14 protein-coding genes and 2 other annotated features are annotated in these 15,392 nt (G+C 47.7%); of the genes, 11 read left to right on the forward strand and 3 right to left on the reverse strand.

What is annotated here, in order from left to right; translation table 11 throughout:
- Positions 1-11 precede the first annotated feature (11 nt).
- The 3 genes from C7R93_RS08145 to prpE all read left to right on the forward strand — a co-directional run bounded on the left by C7R93_RS08145 (position 12) and on the right by prpE (position 2,814).
- Positions 12-1,160, forward strand: coding sequence for a HAMP domain-containing sensor histidine kinase (locus C7R93_RS08145; protein ID WP_106838352.1), 1,149 nt, complete (start codon positions 12-14; stop codon positions 1,158-1,160).
- A gap of 7 nt (positions 1,161-1,167) precedes the next feature.
- Positions 1,168-1,797, forward strand: coding sequence for a response regulator (locus tag C7R93_RS08150; protein ID WP_106838353.1), 630 nt, complete (start codon positions 1,168-1,170; stop codon positions 1,795-1,797).
- Between the two features lie 192 nt (positions 1,798-1,989).
- On the forward strand, positions 1,990-2,814 hold the full coding sequence (prpE, locus tag C7R93_RS08155; protein ID WP_106838354.1) for a bis(5'-nucleosyl)-tetraphosphatase PrpE: 825 nt from the start codon (positions 1,990-1,992) through the stop codon (positions 2,812-2,814).
- A 9-nt stretch (positions 2,815-2,823) separates the two neighbouring features.
- Here the strand turns inward: prpE and C7R93_RS08160 are convergent, their stop codons facing one another.
- Complete coding sequence (locus tag C7R93_RS08160; protein ID WP_106838355.1) at positions 2,824-3,612, reverse strand: N-acetylmuramoyl-L-alanine amidase family protein; 789 nt, start codon at positions 3,610-3,612, stop codon at positions 2,824-2,826.
- A gap of 161 nt (positions 3,613-3,773) precedes the next feature.
- On the opposite strand from C7R93_RS08160, the gene C7R93_RS08165 reads away from it, so the two are divergent.
- Both C7R93_RS08165 and C7R93_RS08170 read left to right on the forward strand, forming a co-directional pair.
- Entirely contained in the window at positions 3,774-4,004 is a 231-nt protein-coding gene (locus C7R93_RS08165; protein WP_007721554.1) for a YneF family protein, read from the forward strand.
- Positions 4,005-4,025: 21 nt separating this feature from the next.
- A complete protein-coding gene (locus C7R93_RS08170) occupies positions 4,026-4,205 on the forward strand; it encodes a hypothetical protein (protein ID WP_106838356.1) in 180 nt (59 codons plus the stop codon).
- 49 nt (positions 4,206-4,254) lie between these two features.
- Here C7R93_RS08170 and C7R93_RS08175 read toward each other — a convergent pair whose 3' ends face one another.
- Complete coding sequence (locus C7R93_RS08175; RefSeq protein WP_106838357.1) at positions 4,255-5,136, reverse strand: LysR family transcriptional regulator; 882 nt, start codon at positions 5,134-5,136, stop codon at positions 4,255-4,257.
- A 149-nt stretch (positions 5,137-5,285) separates the two neighbouring features.
- Between C7R93_RS08175 and C7R93_RS08180 the strand changes: the two genes are divergently transcribed.
- The 3 genes from C7R93_RS08180 (at position 5,286) to C7R93_RS08190 (ending at position 11,296) form a co-directional block, all read left to right on the forward strand.
- Positions 5,286-6,653, forward strand: coding sequence for an MFS transporter (locus C7R93_RS08180; protein ID WP_106838358.1), 1,368 nt, complete (start codon positions 5,286-5,288; stop codon positions 6,651-6,653).
- Positions 6,654-6,734: 81 nt separating this feature from the next.
- Positions 6,735-7,003, forward strand: a binding site (T-box leader).
- Between the two features lie 43 nt (positions 7,004-7,046).
- Positions 7,047-7,282: a binding site (T-box leader), on the forward strand.
- A 60-nt stretch (positions 7,283-7,342) separates the two neighbouring features.
- Positions 7,343-8,887, forward strand: a complete 1,545-nt coding sequence (locus C7R93_RS08185) for a 2-isopropylmalate synthase (protein ID WP_106838359.1) — start codon at positions 7,343-7,345, stop codon at positions 8,885-8,887.
- Between the two features lie 1,188 nt (positions 8,888-10,075).
- On the forward strand, positions 10,076-11,296 hold the full coding sequence (locus C7R93_RS08190; RefSeq protein WP_106838360.1) for an RICIN domain-containing protein: 1,221 nt from the start codon (positions 10,076-10,078) through the stop codon (positions 11,294-11,296).
- A 628-nt stretch (positions 11,297-11,924) separates the two neighbouring features.
- On the opposite strand, the gene C7R93_RS08195 is transcribed toward C7R93_RS08190, so the two are convergent.
- A complete protein-coding gene (locus C7R93_RS08195) occupies positions 11,925-12,695 on the reverse strand; it encodes a sulfite exporter TauE/SafE family protein (protein WP_106838361.1) in 771 nt (256 codons plus the stop codon).
- 191 nt (positions 12,696-12,886) lie between these two features.
- Between C7R93_RS08195 and C7R93_RS08200 the strand changes: the two genes are divergently transcribed.
- The 3 genes from C7R93_RS08200 to C7R93_RS08210 all read left to right on the forward strand — a co-directional run bounded on the left by C7R93_RS08200 (position 12,887) and on the right by C7R93_RS08210 (position 15,344).
- Entirely contained in the window at positions 12,887-13,495 is a 609-nt protein-coding gene (locus tag C7R93_RS08200) for a superoxide dismutase (RefSeq protein WP_106838362.1), read from the forward strand.
- A gap of 173 nt (positions 13,496-13,668) precedes the next feature.
- Positions 13,669-14,463, forward strand: a complete 795-nt coding sequence (locus tag C7R93_RS08205) for a dioxygenase family protein (RefSeq protein WP_106838363.1) — start codon at positions 13,669-13,671, stop codon at positions 14,461-14,463.
- Entirely contained in the window at positions 14,463-15,344 is an 882-nt protein-coding gene (locus tag C7R93_RS08210) for an RNA polymerase sigma-70 factor (RefSeq protein ID WP_106838364.1), read from the forward strand. Before C7R93_RS08205 ends, C7R93_RS08210 begins: the two co-directional genes overlap by 1 nt.
- The last annotated feature ends 48 nt before the right edge of the window (positions 15,345-15,392 follow it).

Raw genomic sequence — 15,392 nt, forward strand, 5'->3', positions numbered from 1 at the left:
GGTACTGGCGGATGCGTCGACAGCGATTGGCAAGTATTCAGTGGCAATACGTGCGCTATGGCATGTTACTGGCCGTCAGTGCAGTTACTGCCGCGTTTATTTGTTTCTTTTGGCTATACTTTTTATGGAAAGATCACCCCGGGATTCATCGGTGGTACAACGAAATGATCGGCGACCGTAACTTCGTGTGGTGGCTTGAAGAATATATAGGCATCAATCTGCCTGCCGATCCAGAGGGCTTGATTCAGCTTGCTGCTTTTGTTGTCTCTTTGCCCGCAGGTGTGTTAGTGGCATTGATCATTTCCTATATCATCGGCAATTTGTTGAAAAAGCGACTCAATGTGTTGTGGGAAGCTGCCATGAAGCTTGGGCGCGGGATGCTGTCGTATCGGGTTCCCGAATTGGGCGTCGATGAAGTCGGCGAATTAGGATGGCAGATCAATCGCTTGGCTTCGCAATGGGAAGAGCAAGTGGCATCCTTGCAGCGGCTGTCGAACCACAATGCGGCTCTAGCAGAACAATTGAAGCATGCTGCGGTAACAGAGGAGCGACAGAGATTGGCGCGAGAACTGCATGACGCCGTCAGCCAGCAGCTGTTCGCCATCGCGATGACGACTGCGGCGATGAAGCGGCTTGTAGAAAAAAATCCTCAGCGTGCAGCACAACAGATTGAATTGGTCGAAGAGATGGCAGCGGCTGCACAAGCAGAGATGAGGGCATTGCTCTTGCATCTTCGTCCGGCTACGTTACAAAACAAGTCATTGAAGGAAGCCATCCTGGAACTTTTAGATGAGCTGACGCGTAAAAATACCATGCAGCTGACTTGGGAGATCGAAGACGTCGAAGGCTTGTCGAGTGGAATCGAGGATCATTTGTTCCGCATTTTGCAGGAGTCCTTGTCCAATACATTGCGGCATGCCAGAGCTAGTCAGATTACAGTGAAGCTGTTTACACTGCAAGAGCAGGTTCGCCTGCGGGTATCGGATGACGGTGTTGGTTTTGATCCGGATGGGGAAAAATTGACGTCTTACGGTTTGCGCAGTATGCAAGAGCGCGTAGCAGAGGTCGGAGGCTCCATGGAGATTTACTCGGCAATCGGGAAGGGGACGCAAATTGAGGTGCGTATTCCTCTCATGTCACAGACGGAACGGGAAGGGTGAAGGCTCAGTGATTCGGGTACTACTGGTAGATGATCACGAAATGGTGCGGATGGGTCTGGCTGCTTATTTGTCTACAGAGGATGATATTGAAGTCGTAGCAGAGGCAGGCAGTGGAGAAGAAGGGGTGCGGATGACGCAAGAGCTGCGCCCAGATGTCGTTCTGATGGATTTAGTCATGGAGGGCATCGGCGGTGTGGAAGCGACTCGGCGTATTCGTGAGAGCTGTCCATCCAGTAAGGTTATTGTCTTGACCAGCTTTATTGATGACGAAAAGGTATATCCGGTCATTGAAGCGGGGGCATTCAGCTATCTGCTGAAGACTTCGCGTGCAGCCGAGATTGCAAAGGCAATCCGCTCTGCTGCGGCGGGTGAGCCAGTTTTGGAGTCGAGAGTGGCAGGAAAAATTATGGCCCGTTTCCGTCACGGTCAAGAGTCCCATCCTCATGAGCAACTGACGCCGCGTGAGTTGGAGGTTTTGAAGCTGATCGGTCAGGGCAAGTCCAACCAGGAGATTGCAGATGAGCTGATTATCGGGATCAAAACAGTCAAGACACATGTCAGCAACATCCTTGCCAAGCTGAACGTGGAGGATCGCACGCAAGCGGCCATTTACGTGCACACGCATAACTTAGGATAATCTCATAGCATCATGTATAGGTAAACGCGCCAAAAAGCTCCTCGGTAAACAGGGGCTCTTTCGCGCGTTTACTTGTTTAAACAGTTTTCTTGCACACAAACCGTGAGTTTTTTTCGCAGATGTGGTAAAGATAGTAAGTAACTATTCATTGACGACTTTTTGAAAACCTCTTAACGAAAGGAGGGACGGGCTATGAGGCACAAACCTCAAACACGCTCCAAGGTGCTTTTGGCTGACAATGGTGTGGATATTATTGGCGATGTTCACGGCTGTTACGATGAATTTATGGAATTGCTCCAACGCTTGGGATATGAACAAACTCGAGACGGTACATATCGCCATCCCCACGGCCGAAAGCTCCTTTCCCTCGGTGATATCACAAGTCGTGGACCTTACTCAATCAAAATGCTCCAATTTTTTCACCATCATGTCACGGCAGGCCTGGCTGAGATGGTGGATAGTAACCATGGGTGGAAAGTAGCCCGCTGGTTGGATGGCAGACCAGTGACATTGGCTCACGGAGATGAAAAGGTAGAAGAGGAGATACGGCTTTATCAGCAAGAATACGGACCAAAGAAGGCCTCCTTGCTGCGAGAGCAGAGCCGCAGATTGCTATTTTCCTCGCCTTCGCACATGATCATCAAACGGAATGAACAAATAGTAGCGGTCGCCGTTCATGCGGGGATTCGCGATGATTACATAGGAATGGACTCGCCTGCGGTCTACACGTTTTGCCGATATGGCGATGTGGCAGGGACGGGACCGGATGGGCGCCCGATCCGCAAAGAATGGGCAAAAGAACGGAAAGTGACTTCGCCCATAATCGTGTGGGGACATGATCCACATCCAGAACCAAAACGAAAAAATGGCACCATCAACATCGACCAAGGATGTGTGTTTGGCGGAATGCTAACCGCCTACCGCTACCCAGAGGACGAATTGGTGAGTGTGCCAGCAAAAAGAAATTATTCGGGCTTAACGGATACCCCGCTGACCCGTTTTAAGGCAGACGATTAAATAGAGAAGTTACGTTTTGAGCTTTTCGAATAAACGCTTCAGGATGACAGCCTGTGCCCAGAGCGGCAGAGGTTGGTCAGGCTGCTTACGCCATTGTTCGTCGGTTAATAAGCCTTGATCATACAGCCAATTGACGGCTTCCTGCTTCCAGTCAGGCACATTCCCTCCTCCGTTTCCAGGAGAAGTGGTGGGAGCAAGAGTTGGTGCTGCAGTAGGTTTTGGAGTAGAAGTAGGAGTCGTGGGGGGCTGGTAGGGAAGTTTAGCGTACGTGCAAAATGCCCGGACTACGCCTTCCGCAAGATCTCGCCAATCCTGCTGTAGTTTATTTGCGTCCAAAGTATTGTCGGCAAAGCCATACTCGACGATTACTGTCTCCACGTTGCCAGTCTCTCGATGCATGAAGTAGTAATCGAGCAGCGGATTATCAGGCAGTGTCCGCGTAAAAATGCGTCGATTCGGCATCCCTTCTGCTGCCAGGGCACCCTGGATCAATTGGGGAAAGGTTGGGGAGCCATAAATCGAGTAAAGGACCTCGGAGCCTCGGCCGCCACCTGAGTTAATATGGTTCGATATACAGTAGCGAGCACCGCTGTTTCGAACCAGAGCAGTCCGAGCCTCACTTGTCAGAGTCATATCGGTTGTCCGCGTTATAGCGACAGGAATATTTAGAGCCATAAAGCGAGTATATTGATAGAGCGATATTTGCAAATTCATATCTTTCTCGGTAAACTGCGTGTTGTTTCCTCCGCCTGGATCGCTGCCACCGTGTCCAGCGTCCAGAATCACAATTGGAGCCATAGTTGTTTCACCTCTTGCTATTAGAATATGCTTGAGACAAAGAGATTGTTGAGGGCAGTGTTCTCATTTTCCAAGTTTTCTAATCACAATTTACAGAAGATAGCCCAACTATGGTACAATAAAAGAGTTCATAATTACGTATAGAGGATGGTAATGTATTGATGGCTTGGTACAACTGGGTAATTCCAATTGTCACATTGTTAATCGGTCTCGCTGGTGGATTTTACGGAGGGACTTATTTCTTGAAAAAACAAATGTCCAACATGCAAATGGACGATAAGCAGCTTCAAGCCATGGCCCGTTCAATGGGGATGAATCTTAACCAAAAGCAGCTCAAACAGATGAGCCGTACGATGAAAAACATGAAAATGCCAAATAAATTCGGGAAGTAGCGTGAAAGGGAGTGTCGTTTGATGGGGGCGACCCGGTTGCGCTACACGATGATCGGATTTATTGGCGGGGTGTTTATCGTGTATTTGAAAGACCTGCCGCTTGCTGAAGGAATTCGGTTTGCGGCCCCTTTTTACGGAGCGGGGATTGGACTGCTCATTGACGGCATTATTTTACGTTTGAAACAAAGAAAGCAAGAGTAGGGGAAGAGCCTGGCGAGATAATGCCGGGCTCTTTTCTGTTGGAAGGGGCTTATTTTTCAAGAGACTCAGCAAAATACTCGACGATAAAATCACAGAACTTGCGTGCTGCCAGGGAGAGATATCTTTTTTCGTGCCGAATCATTTGGAAATGTCGCTGGCATATAGGGTGCTCGATCGGAAGCATGACAAGGTGAGGATCTTCCTCTCGATTGATACAGCCGTAGAGGGCGATGCCCAGACCCGCGCGGACCAGCTTTTGGATAGAGCCAGGATCATCTACCCGACAAGCGAATTTGGGGGTAATCCCTGCTTTTTGAAAGAACTGATCGTATAGCATTTGGATGGGAAAGTCCTCCTTGTAGCCGATAAATGACTCTTCACCCAACTCGCTTAGTCGAATACTGGTTTGCTTGGCTAAGTGATGTGTGCGGGGGACAGCTACATGAATATCTTCTTTCAGTATGGGCGTGGTCAAAATATCCGGCAGCTTGATCGGCAAATGCGTGAAGCAAATGTCCACTTCGCCTGACTCCAAGAGGGTTACCATTTCTTCGATGCTGGCTTGGGTGATCTGGAAATGTACATCGGGATGGAGTTCGAGAAACTTGCCCAACGGTTCTGATAACAAATCCAAGGTAGACGTCGCCAAATGAATACGACCATGCTCCATCCCGGCCAGATCGGATACGACTTTCTGACCTTCCTCCAACAGGTTCAGTGCTTTATCTATACGCTCCAGATACGCCTTCCCAAATGTATTCAGCCGAATACGTCCTCGCTCGCGGTCAAATAACGGAACCCCGATATCCTCTTCCAACCGAGCAATGGTTTTACTGAGAGCAGGCTGGGCAATCCGCAGCTCTTGGGCGGCTTTCGTCATATGCTGCCACTTAGCAACTGTTCGGAAATAGTGCAATTGCAACAATTCCATTCGATTCAACTCCATATACTCAGGTATATCAACTACATATAACAAGATATATTTTCGTTTATTTTAAAATCATTATAAACTACAACTAGCAAGTCAAACAATCACCTTCCCGGGAAGAAATCGGTGATAACGAGAGGTGTCTTTCCTATATGCAAACCGAACCACAACAACAATCTGCTGAAAAAGTTCTTCGTGTACTCGTGTTTACCCTCATGATTACGGTGATGAATGCTACGATGTTCAATATCGTGTTACCACAAATCAGGACGGAATTTCATTTATCCTTTAGTCAAGTTAGCTGGGTGACGTCCGCCTTTTTGTTAATCTATGCGGTTGGAACCGTGATGTATGGAAAGCTAGCCGATTCCTACAAGCTCAAACATTTGCTTACATTCGGATTAATTATGTTTGCCACCGGCTCCCTTATCGGTTTTTTCGCTCATAATTTTGGCATGGTTCTCTTGGGGAGAATTGTGCAGGCAGCAGGAGCCGCAGTTGTTCCGGCGACGTCTTCGATTATTCCGGTGCGTTATTTTCCCCAAGAGCAAAGGGGGCGAGCGCTAGGGATCTCGATGACCGGGATGGCGATCGGCAGCGCATTAGGTCCCGTGCTTTCCTCTTTGCTGGTAAGTTTACTCGATTGGAGATGGCTGTTCTGTATGCCGTTGTTCACGCTCATCGCCGTGCCTTATTTCCGCAAGTATTTGGAGGAGGAGGAGCGCGAATCCGTCAAAATGGATTGGATCGGCAGTGGGCTTCTTGCAGTAACGATTACGTTGCTTCTGCTGGCTATTACGAATCAAAGCTTGCTGCTCGCAGTGGGATGCATCCTCTTTTTCCTTCTGTTCTTGGTAAGAATTAAGACGGCAGCAGAACCTTTTATTCGCCCGGGTTTATTCCGGAGCAAACGTTATTCGCTCGGTTTGCTCATTGCCTTTTTGATGATAGGGAGTGGCTATTCGTTCGCTTTCCTTAGTCCGCAGTTGTTGGCCAATGTGAATCATCTGGCACCGGGGCTCATTGGCTTTGTCATGGTACCGGGAGCAATTGTGACCGCGTTTTTGGGGAAAAAGGCCGGGATTCTTGCAGATAAGAAAGGGAATTCTTATTTATTCTACACAGCGTCTGTGCTTCTTTTGAGCAGCTATGTCCTCTTCTCTTCTTTTGCGGGAGTGTCTCCGGTCCTCATTGCCGTTTTTCTGATTTTTGGCAATGTCGGGCTATCGTTTATGATGATTTCGATGTCAAACGCGATCTCGCAGTCGTTACCAAGGGAACAGATCGGCGTTGGTATGGGACTGTTGGCAATGTTGAATTTTATTGCAGGTGCACTTGCAGCTACCTTGTACGGCAAAACGATTGATGGAGGAGCTGCTGTGAGCTGGAATCTGCTCAATAGCTATCCAGGAGCGTCTGTCTATAGCAATATTTACTCTGCTTTAGTGCTCGTGATACTGGGTCTCGCCTGCCTTTATTACATGCAATTCGGCCGCAGCTCGTTGAGAGGGCTCAATTGATTCGTTTATTAAAATTATTTTTATTGATATCCTCCATTGACAACGAGATATAAACCGAATAAAATTTCAAACAATAATAACAATAACGCGAAGAACGGGAACAGTAAGTGGTCTGATCTGTTTAGAGAGCTGCGGGATGGTGCAACGCAGTCAGAGAAGCCAGTGAAGCTCGCCCGGGAGCGGCAGAACTGAACAAGATGTAGCGCTGCATCGAGCAGTAAGTTCTGACGGTTAACCTCCGTGATCGGGTTGTGCTGATCGACTAGGATCAGTACATGAGGTGGACTTCTGGCGAGCAGCTGGGGTCAACGAGAGTGGTACCGCGATAGACAAGGTCTGTCGTCTCTTCGATAGAGGCGGCAGGCCTTTTTGATTTTTGAAAAACGACATACAATAAACGCGAAGAACGGGAGCTAGTAAAGCGAATTTCTTGTCCAGAGAGCTGCGGGTAGGTGCGACGCAGTCAGGAAATGCTCGAATCTCACCCGGGAGCGGCAAGGTTGAAAACGTACAGAGTAGACCTTGACGGATCGTCCCACGTCATCGGGACAGCGAGGTGGATTCTCTTTTGAAAAAGAGAGGATCAACGAGAGTGGTACCGCGGCAGCCAGAAGCCTGTCGTCTCTTGTATATGGAGACGGCGGGCTTTTTTTCATGAACAGATGATAAAAAATGAGGAGGCAATACCCATGACGAAAAGAATCCATATTTTTGATACGACGCTGCGTGACGGAGAGCAAGCGCCAGGAGCGTCTCTTTCGCCTGAGCAAAAAATCGTCATTGCGAAGCATTTGGCAGACCTCGGTGTGGATGTCATTGAACCGGGCTTCCCGATCTCCAGCCCTGGTGACTTCATGGCGGTGCAACGTATTTCGCAAGAGGTGCACGGCGTAGAGATCTGTGGCTTTGCTCGTGCGGTGAAAGAGGACATCGATGCTGCCGTTCGAGCTACACAAGCAGCAGAGCGGCGCAGACTCCACATGTTCCTGTCATCCTCCAGCATTCATCTGGACTTCCAACTGCGCAAGTCGAGAGAGCAGGTGATTAAGATCGCTCGCGAGATGATTGCGTACGGCAAACAGTTTGTAGACCGGATCGAATTTTCGCCGATGGATGCCACACGTACGGGAGATGAGTTCCTGTTTGAGATGATCGAGGCAGCGATCGAAGAAGGAGCGACCATTATCAACATCCCCGATACGGTAGGGTACGCACTTCCTGAAGAGTACGGGGCAATGTTTACTCGTGTCATGAAAAACGTCCGTGGCAGCGACAAGGTAGAGTTCAGTGCACACTGCCACAATGACCTGGGACTCGCGGTTGCAAACAGTTTGGCTGCGATTCGTGCTGGGGTTACCCAAGTCGAGGTAACAGTCAACGGGGTCGGCGAGCGAGCAGGGAACTGCTCCTTGGAAGAGCTGGTGATGGCAATTGAGACGCGCAAAGAAGCACTAGATGCCGAGACTGGCATCAGACCAGAGCACATTTACACCACTTCACAAAAGGTGAGCCGTGCCATGAGCTTCCCAATTGCGTTCAACAAACCAATCGTCGGTCGCAATGCTTTTCAGCACGAAGCGGGAATTCATCAGGACGGTCTTTTAAAAGAGCGCAGCACATACGAAATCATGGACCCGGAGAGCTTGGGCGTGCCTCGCAACATGATCATTCTCGGAAAGCACTCCGGTCGTCATGCCATCAAGCACCGCGTAAATGAATTCGGGGTACAGCTGACCGATGAGCAGATGGAGACACTGTACGTCCAATTTAAAGAGATGGCTGACAAGCAAAAAGTTGTCCAGGATCATCAGTTGCTTGAGCTGGTAGGACATACCGTGAACGCTGTACTGGAGCCGTTCACACTGGTAAATGCGCAAGTGCTCACCGGCACCTCCGGAAGTCGTATGGCTTCCTGCACCATTACGAACAATGTGACAGGAGAAGAACAAGCATACTCTGGCACCGGAGAAGGACCTGTCGAGGCATTGGTGGCAGGCATCAAGCAGGCACTGCCGTTCGACGTGGAGTTTACGGACATGGAGCTGTATTCATTGTCATCGGGAGAACATGCGACAGGCGAAGCGATCGTGACGGTCAGCGCTAACGGAAGTCATTTTAAAGGAGTTGCCGAGCATCGAGATGTACTGATGGCGGTCGCGCAGGCGTTTATGGCGGCGAGCAATCAGGCGGTGCGTGATCATCAGGCCAAGGCTGTAACAGCCGGGGCTAACTAGGTCTCACGAAAAAGTCAGCCTGTAAATGTGAGCAGGCTGACTTTTCTATCAGAATCTGTAGTGGAGAGAAGAATATTTCCAGTCTAGGCTCCAGGCTCCGTCCTGCTGAGGGCTGGGACTGTCCGCTCCGAAGGGATTCGCGGGGAAACGCAAAAGTGATAGACGGAGCATTGCTTTATTTGCCTACTATCGGTATTTTTAGTTCCTTTCCGGTTGTTTATCCTGAGTCCTATCCCTATTAGAACGGAAGTTAAACCATGGAACCTGTAGTTGCCTACACTACAGAATCAAATGGTATCCAGATTGAAAAAATAAATGAGCATTGTTGTACTAATTCATGTAACTTAGGCAATCCAGGTGGAGGCGGCCCCGCACAAACACGAAGAATTTGCAAGTAGCTGACGGTATTCGAAACTAGGGACTTAGGTCAAGAGCTTTGAACTATGAATAATACATTTTAATGATGTCTGACGACACAATCATGATTCTATAAATAAACTCACAAACCCTTGATAATAAAGGGTTTTTATTTATTAGAGATCAAGTTTTTGTCGTTCTAAATTATACCATAACAGCGAAAACGCCTCCGCTGGACAGCGATATAAGTCAACTTTTGATATTCATCATTTTACTGTCTAAGAAGATAGCAATTCTTCAGTCTGTACTAACGTTTCTTAAACAAGAGGGGATGACGGAAAAATGGTATTTTTAATCAATATTGGATTTTATTTACAATATCTGCATAATAAAAAGTATCAAAAAGATTGGAGGGGATAGATGGACTGGCAGACGAGGATAAGTTGAGCATATTTTGAAAATTTATGGGGGGTTGTGCAGACATAAGAAAAAACAGAGTAACTGTTTTATCTACTGCGATAGTTTTATTTTATTCTCGGGTTCTGTGTATGTAGGGTGGATTTAGCCATGTTTGACTTTTCAAGCTCGAAGTAAAAAACTTAACACTCAGAAGAAAATCAAAACTTGCGGGTAACCGTCGAGGGAATGATGTGGATATCTAAATTGCTATCATACGATCATATCCACAGAATGGGATAGGCGTTCCAAACTCTATTCCCGATGCCGGCTTATCTAGAGATCACCTGATATCAAGAGATTCGATGATTAAAATCTTGAAATTGAGTAAGTTTTTGGGAGTAATCATTTCTGTGTAATGGGAGGTTATATGATATGACGAATATCATCCGTGAAAACGACATCAAGAAGAAGCGTTTGATGAGGATGCTTTCAGCAGTGATGACATTGCTAGTTTGTATGAGCGTGTTATGGAATGGAACTGCTGCCAACGCCACCACGCAGCCGACGGTGCCGGACAGCATGCAGCCGATGGAGTTGGGGCCTTTAATGATTCAAACTAGTTATAATCTTTATCTCGACATATGGAGAGGTGAAGTAGGAGATGGAAATAAACTAACTTTATGGCAGAATAGCGGCGGAGACAATCAGAAATGGAAATTAGCTGTAGCTTCGGATGGGACGTTTCAGATTAAGTCCGTCTTGAATCCAGCTTATTGTGTTGACTACGTTTGGTGGTATGATGCTTCGCAAGCTAAGAATAGAAAAGTCACAGCTATTAAGTTTTGTTCGGGCACTGCTAACTCGCAGAAGTTCTTCATCCAACCTACCGGTAATTCTGTCCCAGGTGAATGGGACAAATTTGTTATTCGCAGTGTCGAAGCAGACACGGACTGCTTGGATGTCAAAGGTGGGAATTTTTCTAACGGGGAATGGGCGTTGATATATGGTTGCCACAATCCTGTTACAGAAAACCAAAGATGGTTACTTGTTCCTACGGGAGGTCTGGGAGACATATCGTCTACCTTAAGGAGACTTGCCGATTTCCGCGCATTGAAAATGTATGACGATTCGTCACCGCGAGTCCCTTCAATAACCTATACAAGCTCTACTACACCCCAGACCATACTTTCTCCATTCAAGCCTGTATCTGACATGACTTGGAATGGCACTACCTCGACAACCGATTATACGATTAACTGGTCGACTGCGTTGACAAGTCAATCCACTTTTGGAGTTTCGCAATCGACTAAAATTACGCTAGGGACAGGCAAGGATTCCCCGGTCAACTTCCAAATTGAACAGACAGTAGGGACGAACTGGTCATGGATGTCCTCGACTCAGACATCAACTGGTGGTAGTTATAAAATGACTATCAAACCAAGCACCGGCGGTTGGATGATCCGCAGTCAGCTTGTTAATCAAATTACCGGAAAGTTTACCATCAGTAACGACTTGGGAACTACCTGGACTACTGAAGAGATGACTTCTACGATTCCTCTCACCGATGGTGCGAACAACCAATCGAGTGTTCTGGTAGCGTGCACCACCGACAGCACTGATTCCAAATGCCAAAATAACAGGCCACCATTATAATATATCAACCGAAAGCAGGAGTTTATGAGTTCAAAGGAACTCCTGCTTTCATTTGTATAGACCAGCTTCACTGTCTTCAGAAATTTTAACAGAAGGCAGAATACGAGTTAATGATTCATGAGCAATGGAGAGCTATGCTGAGAAAGCCTAAGAGACGGGGGATTCGCTAATCAAAACGATGGAAGAGAGGGACTATCCGCGAGGAAACGCAAAAGTGGCAGCCGCTACGTAGTGAGGGCACGTTGCGTTTCTTTTGCCCGCTCATCCTTCTGCGAATGGTAGGACTCCACAAGTCGCTACGTCTGGAAATATTCTTCTCTGGCGTAACAGATGAGATTCTTCAATCTTTTAGGGCATTTAAAGATCGGGATTACACGGAAGGTTCGCAGAGGAAACAGGAGAAAACAGCGAAGATCTTAGGGACACCGACCGAGACGGATTGCAAAAAGCGAAACACGCTCTTAAGCGTCCACCTCTGAAAAACTTCTCGAATGGACTACTTTGGACGCGGTTTCGCTTTTTGTATGGAGTCGGGCAGTCAATCCCACAGTGGGTGGCCCTAGAAGCTGAGCGTTTTCTCCTGTTTCCTCCCCACTACTACAGCAACGCATACGTATGTCTATTTAAATCAAGCTGTAAAAATCAACTCATATACCATCTTCACAATCAAGGTAATGGATACGATCAAGAACAACGGACGAACATAACGTACTCCCGTTTTGATGGCCATTTTGGCACCAAGGTTAGCGCCCAACAGCATCGCGATCCCCATGATGAGACCCGTCATGAAGACGACCTTGCCCTCCATCGTGAAGACAAAAAGCGCAGAAATGTTACTAGCCAGATTCAAAATGCGGCCATTGCCGGCTGCTATCACAAAATCATAGCCAAACAAAAGCACCATCAGAAAAACAAAGAACGAACCGGTTCCAGGCCCGAAAAATCCATCGTAAAATCCGATTAAAAAGGTAAAAGGAATCCCGATGCCGAGCGTAAATTTGGTCAGCCCTTTGTAGTTGGAATCTTGACCGAAACGTTTGTTGAAAAGGGTGTAAACAAAAATGAGTGCCATCATGATAACGACAAGGAACTTCAAAAACTCCTGGGGAACGAACAGAACTGTTTTCGCTCCGAAATAGGCGCCGATCAGGGAGACGGGAAATAAGATCAGCATGAGCTTCTTGTCAAATTTACCGTTCTTGATAAAGGTGTAGGAGCTGGTGGCAGATGAAATCGTACCAGCTAATTTATTGGTGCCAAGAGCAAGGTACGGTGGCATTCCTAGACCAAGCAGGGCGGGGAGGGAGATGAGTCCGCCTCCACCAACAGTACTGTCGATGAATGCTGCAATGAATCCAAAGACGGCGAGAAGTACGATCGTTGATAAGTCCATTTCCACTAGTAATCACCTGATTCTCTTCATTTGTAATAATCCAAGTCTAGCACGCTCCGTTTTGTTTGCAAGATGCTAATCTTTGAAATAATAAATAGATTAATATACTTTGCATACCGATTTGTTGAAAAACTGTTTGCCTTGCAGTATAATGAAGGCGTAAGCTTGACCTACATAATTTGAGGAGGAATGTTACAATGGCACATCAACTTCCTGCATTGCCTTATGCACACAACGCTTTGGAACCACATATCGACGCGCAAACCATGGAGATCCATCACGGACGCCACCATGCTACTTATGTTAACAACCTGAATGCAGCTCTGGAAGCACACGCTGACCTGCAAGGTAAAAGCATTGAAGAGCTCATCAGCAATCTGGATGCTCTGCCTGAGTCCATCCGCCCTGCTGTTCGCAACAACGGTGGAGGACACGCTAACCATACACTGTTCTGGGAAATCATGAGCCCGAATGGCGGCGGCGCACCAACTGGTGAACTGGCTGACGCAATCAACGCGGCTTTCGGAAGCTTTGACAACTTCAAAGCAGAATTCGCAAAAGCAGCTACTACTCGTTTCGGTTCCGGATGGGCTTGGCTGACTGCAGAAGGCGGAAAAGTAGCAATCAGCTCTACTCCTAACCAAGACAGCCCAATCATGGAAGGTAAAAAACCTATCCTTGGTCTGGACGTTTGGGAGCATGCTTACTACCTGAACTACCAAAACAAACGCCCTGACTACATCGGCGCGTTCTGGAACGTTGTAAACTGGGATGAAGTTAGCAAGCGTTTCGCAGCAGCGAAGTAATTGCAGCCCTCCTTTTAAAAAAGGCTTGTCGTTCTTTATGAGCGGCAAGTCTTTTTTTGTTAAGATGAAAGAAAAGCATTGCTTTCGTGTACGCTTGTAAGAGCGGGGAATATGAGGTATAATACTTACTAAAAGTAACTAAGTTTAAAAAGTATAGAGGAGTGTGTACACTTATGTTGCCATCCTTTTTCATTGCACATGGTGCCCCGTTGCTTGCGATAGAGAACAATGCCTATACAGAAGCTTTGAATCAATTGCCGAATCTGCTTCCGCGTAAGCCGCGTGCCATCGTTATGTTTTCGGCCCATTGGGAAGCTTTCGAGCAAATGGTAGGAACGATGGATGCTTTCCCCACGATTCATGATTTTGGCGGATTCCCGCAGGAGCTATACGAGATTGAGTACCCTGCCAAAGGAGAGCGTGAAATTGCGGAGGAAGCGTTCCGGCTGCTTCAGGAAGCAGGTGTACCAGTGGCTTTAAACACGACTCGAGGGCTAGACCATGGACACTGGGTTATCCTGCGCCATATGTATCCGGATGCAGATATTCCTGTTGTAGCGCTATCGGTTAATCCGAACCTGACCGTTACAGAGCAATATCAGATCGGTAAAGCACTCAGTCCACTCCGTGAAAAAGACGTTCTGATTTTGGGCAGTGGCGGAACCGTCCATAATTTTTCCTATATGAACCTGAGCGAGTCCGACAGTGCTACTTTTGAGTGGGCGGTGCAATTCGAAGACTGGCTGCAAACGACATTGACTGATTGGAATGTAGAGGATCTCGCCAACTATCGCACACTTGCTCCCCATGCAGAGAAAGCTGTTCCAGCGTATGGAACCGAGCATTTTGTTCCACTCGTGTACGTCATGGGGGCTGCCGACGATGAACGTACAGCCAAGCGCCAGCATATGAGCATCCGCTATGGAAGTCTCAGTCACACCATTTGGCAGTTCGGTGATACGAAATAATGACAGTGCACATGGAGGATGTTTATCGGGAGTATAAAGCATTAATGTTTTCTCTTGCGTACCGGATGACTGGCTCGGTAACAGAAGCGGAGGACATTGTTCAGGATACGTTTCTTGCGTTGGCAGGCACCGACATCCAAGACATTCACCATGTAAAAAGCTATCTGTGCAAAGCGGTGACCAATCGCAGTCTGGACTTGTTAAAATCAGCCCGGTGGAAGCGGGAGCAGTATGTAGGGGAATGGTTGCCGGAGCCGATGGTAGACGCTTCGGCAACGAATGATCCGTTGCACACTGTGATTGCCGAAGAATCGGTCTCGTATGGCTTGCTTGTTTTGCTCGAGAATTTGTCGCCACCGGAGCGGGCCGTCTATGTACTGCGCACAGCCCTCGACTACGAATACAGTGAGATTGCCGCGATGCTGGAAAAGACGGAAGCGGGCTGTCGCAAGCTGTTTAGCCGCGCCGGACAAAAGCTGAAAGACGCAGGGTATCAGGGGGCAGTTCCTCAGTCGAATCGTTCCACACGTTTGGTGGAACAGCTGATGCATGCGATCTCCAAATCAGATGCGAAGGCATTGATCGGGCTCTTAACAAATGATTCCGTGCTTATCAGCGATGGTGGCGGAAAAGTCAAAGCAGCGATTCGCCCGATCTTCTCAGACGAACGGATTGCTGCCTTCTGGCTGGGTGTCTGGCCGAGGTGGGATTCGCATGCTACCGTGCAGATTCGCTCGATAAATGGTCAGGATGGAGTCCTCGTTTTCTCCGAAGGTAAGCTGAAAATGATCCTCCAGATCACCGTCAGTGAGGAAGAAGATCGAATTAAGCATGTGTACATGATGGTCAATCCTGACAAGCTAGCGCATCTACAAAAATAAATTGGATTCTTTGTCACAAGAACACAACATCACTCGTCTTTGAGGTTG

This window comes from Brevibacillus fortis (assembly GCF_003013395.1).
GTDB lineage: Bacteria > Bacillota > Bacilli > Brevibacillales > Brevibacillaceae > Brevibacillus > Brevibacillus fortis.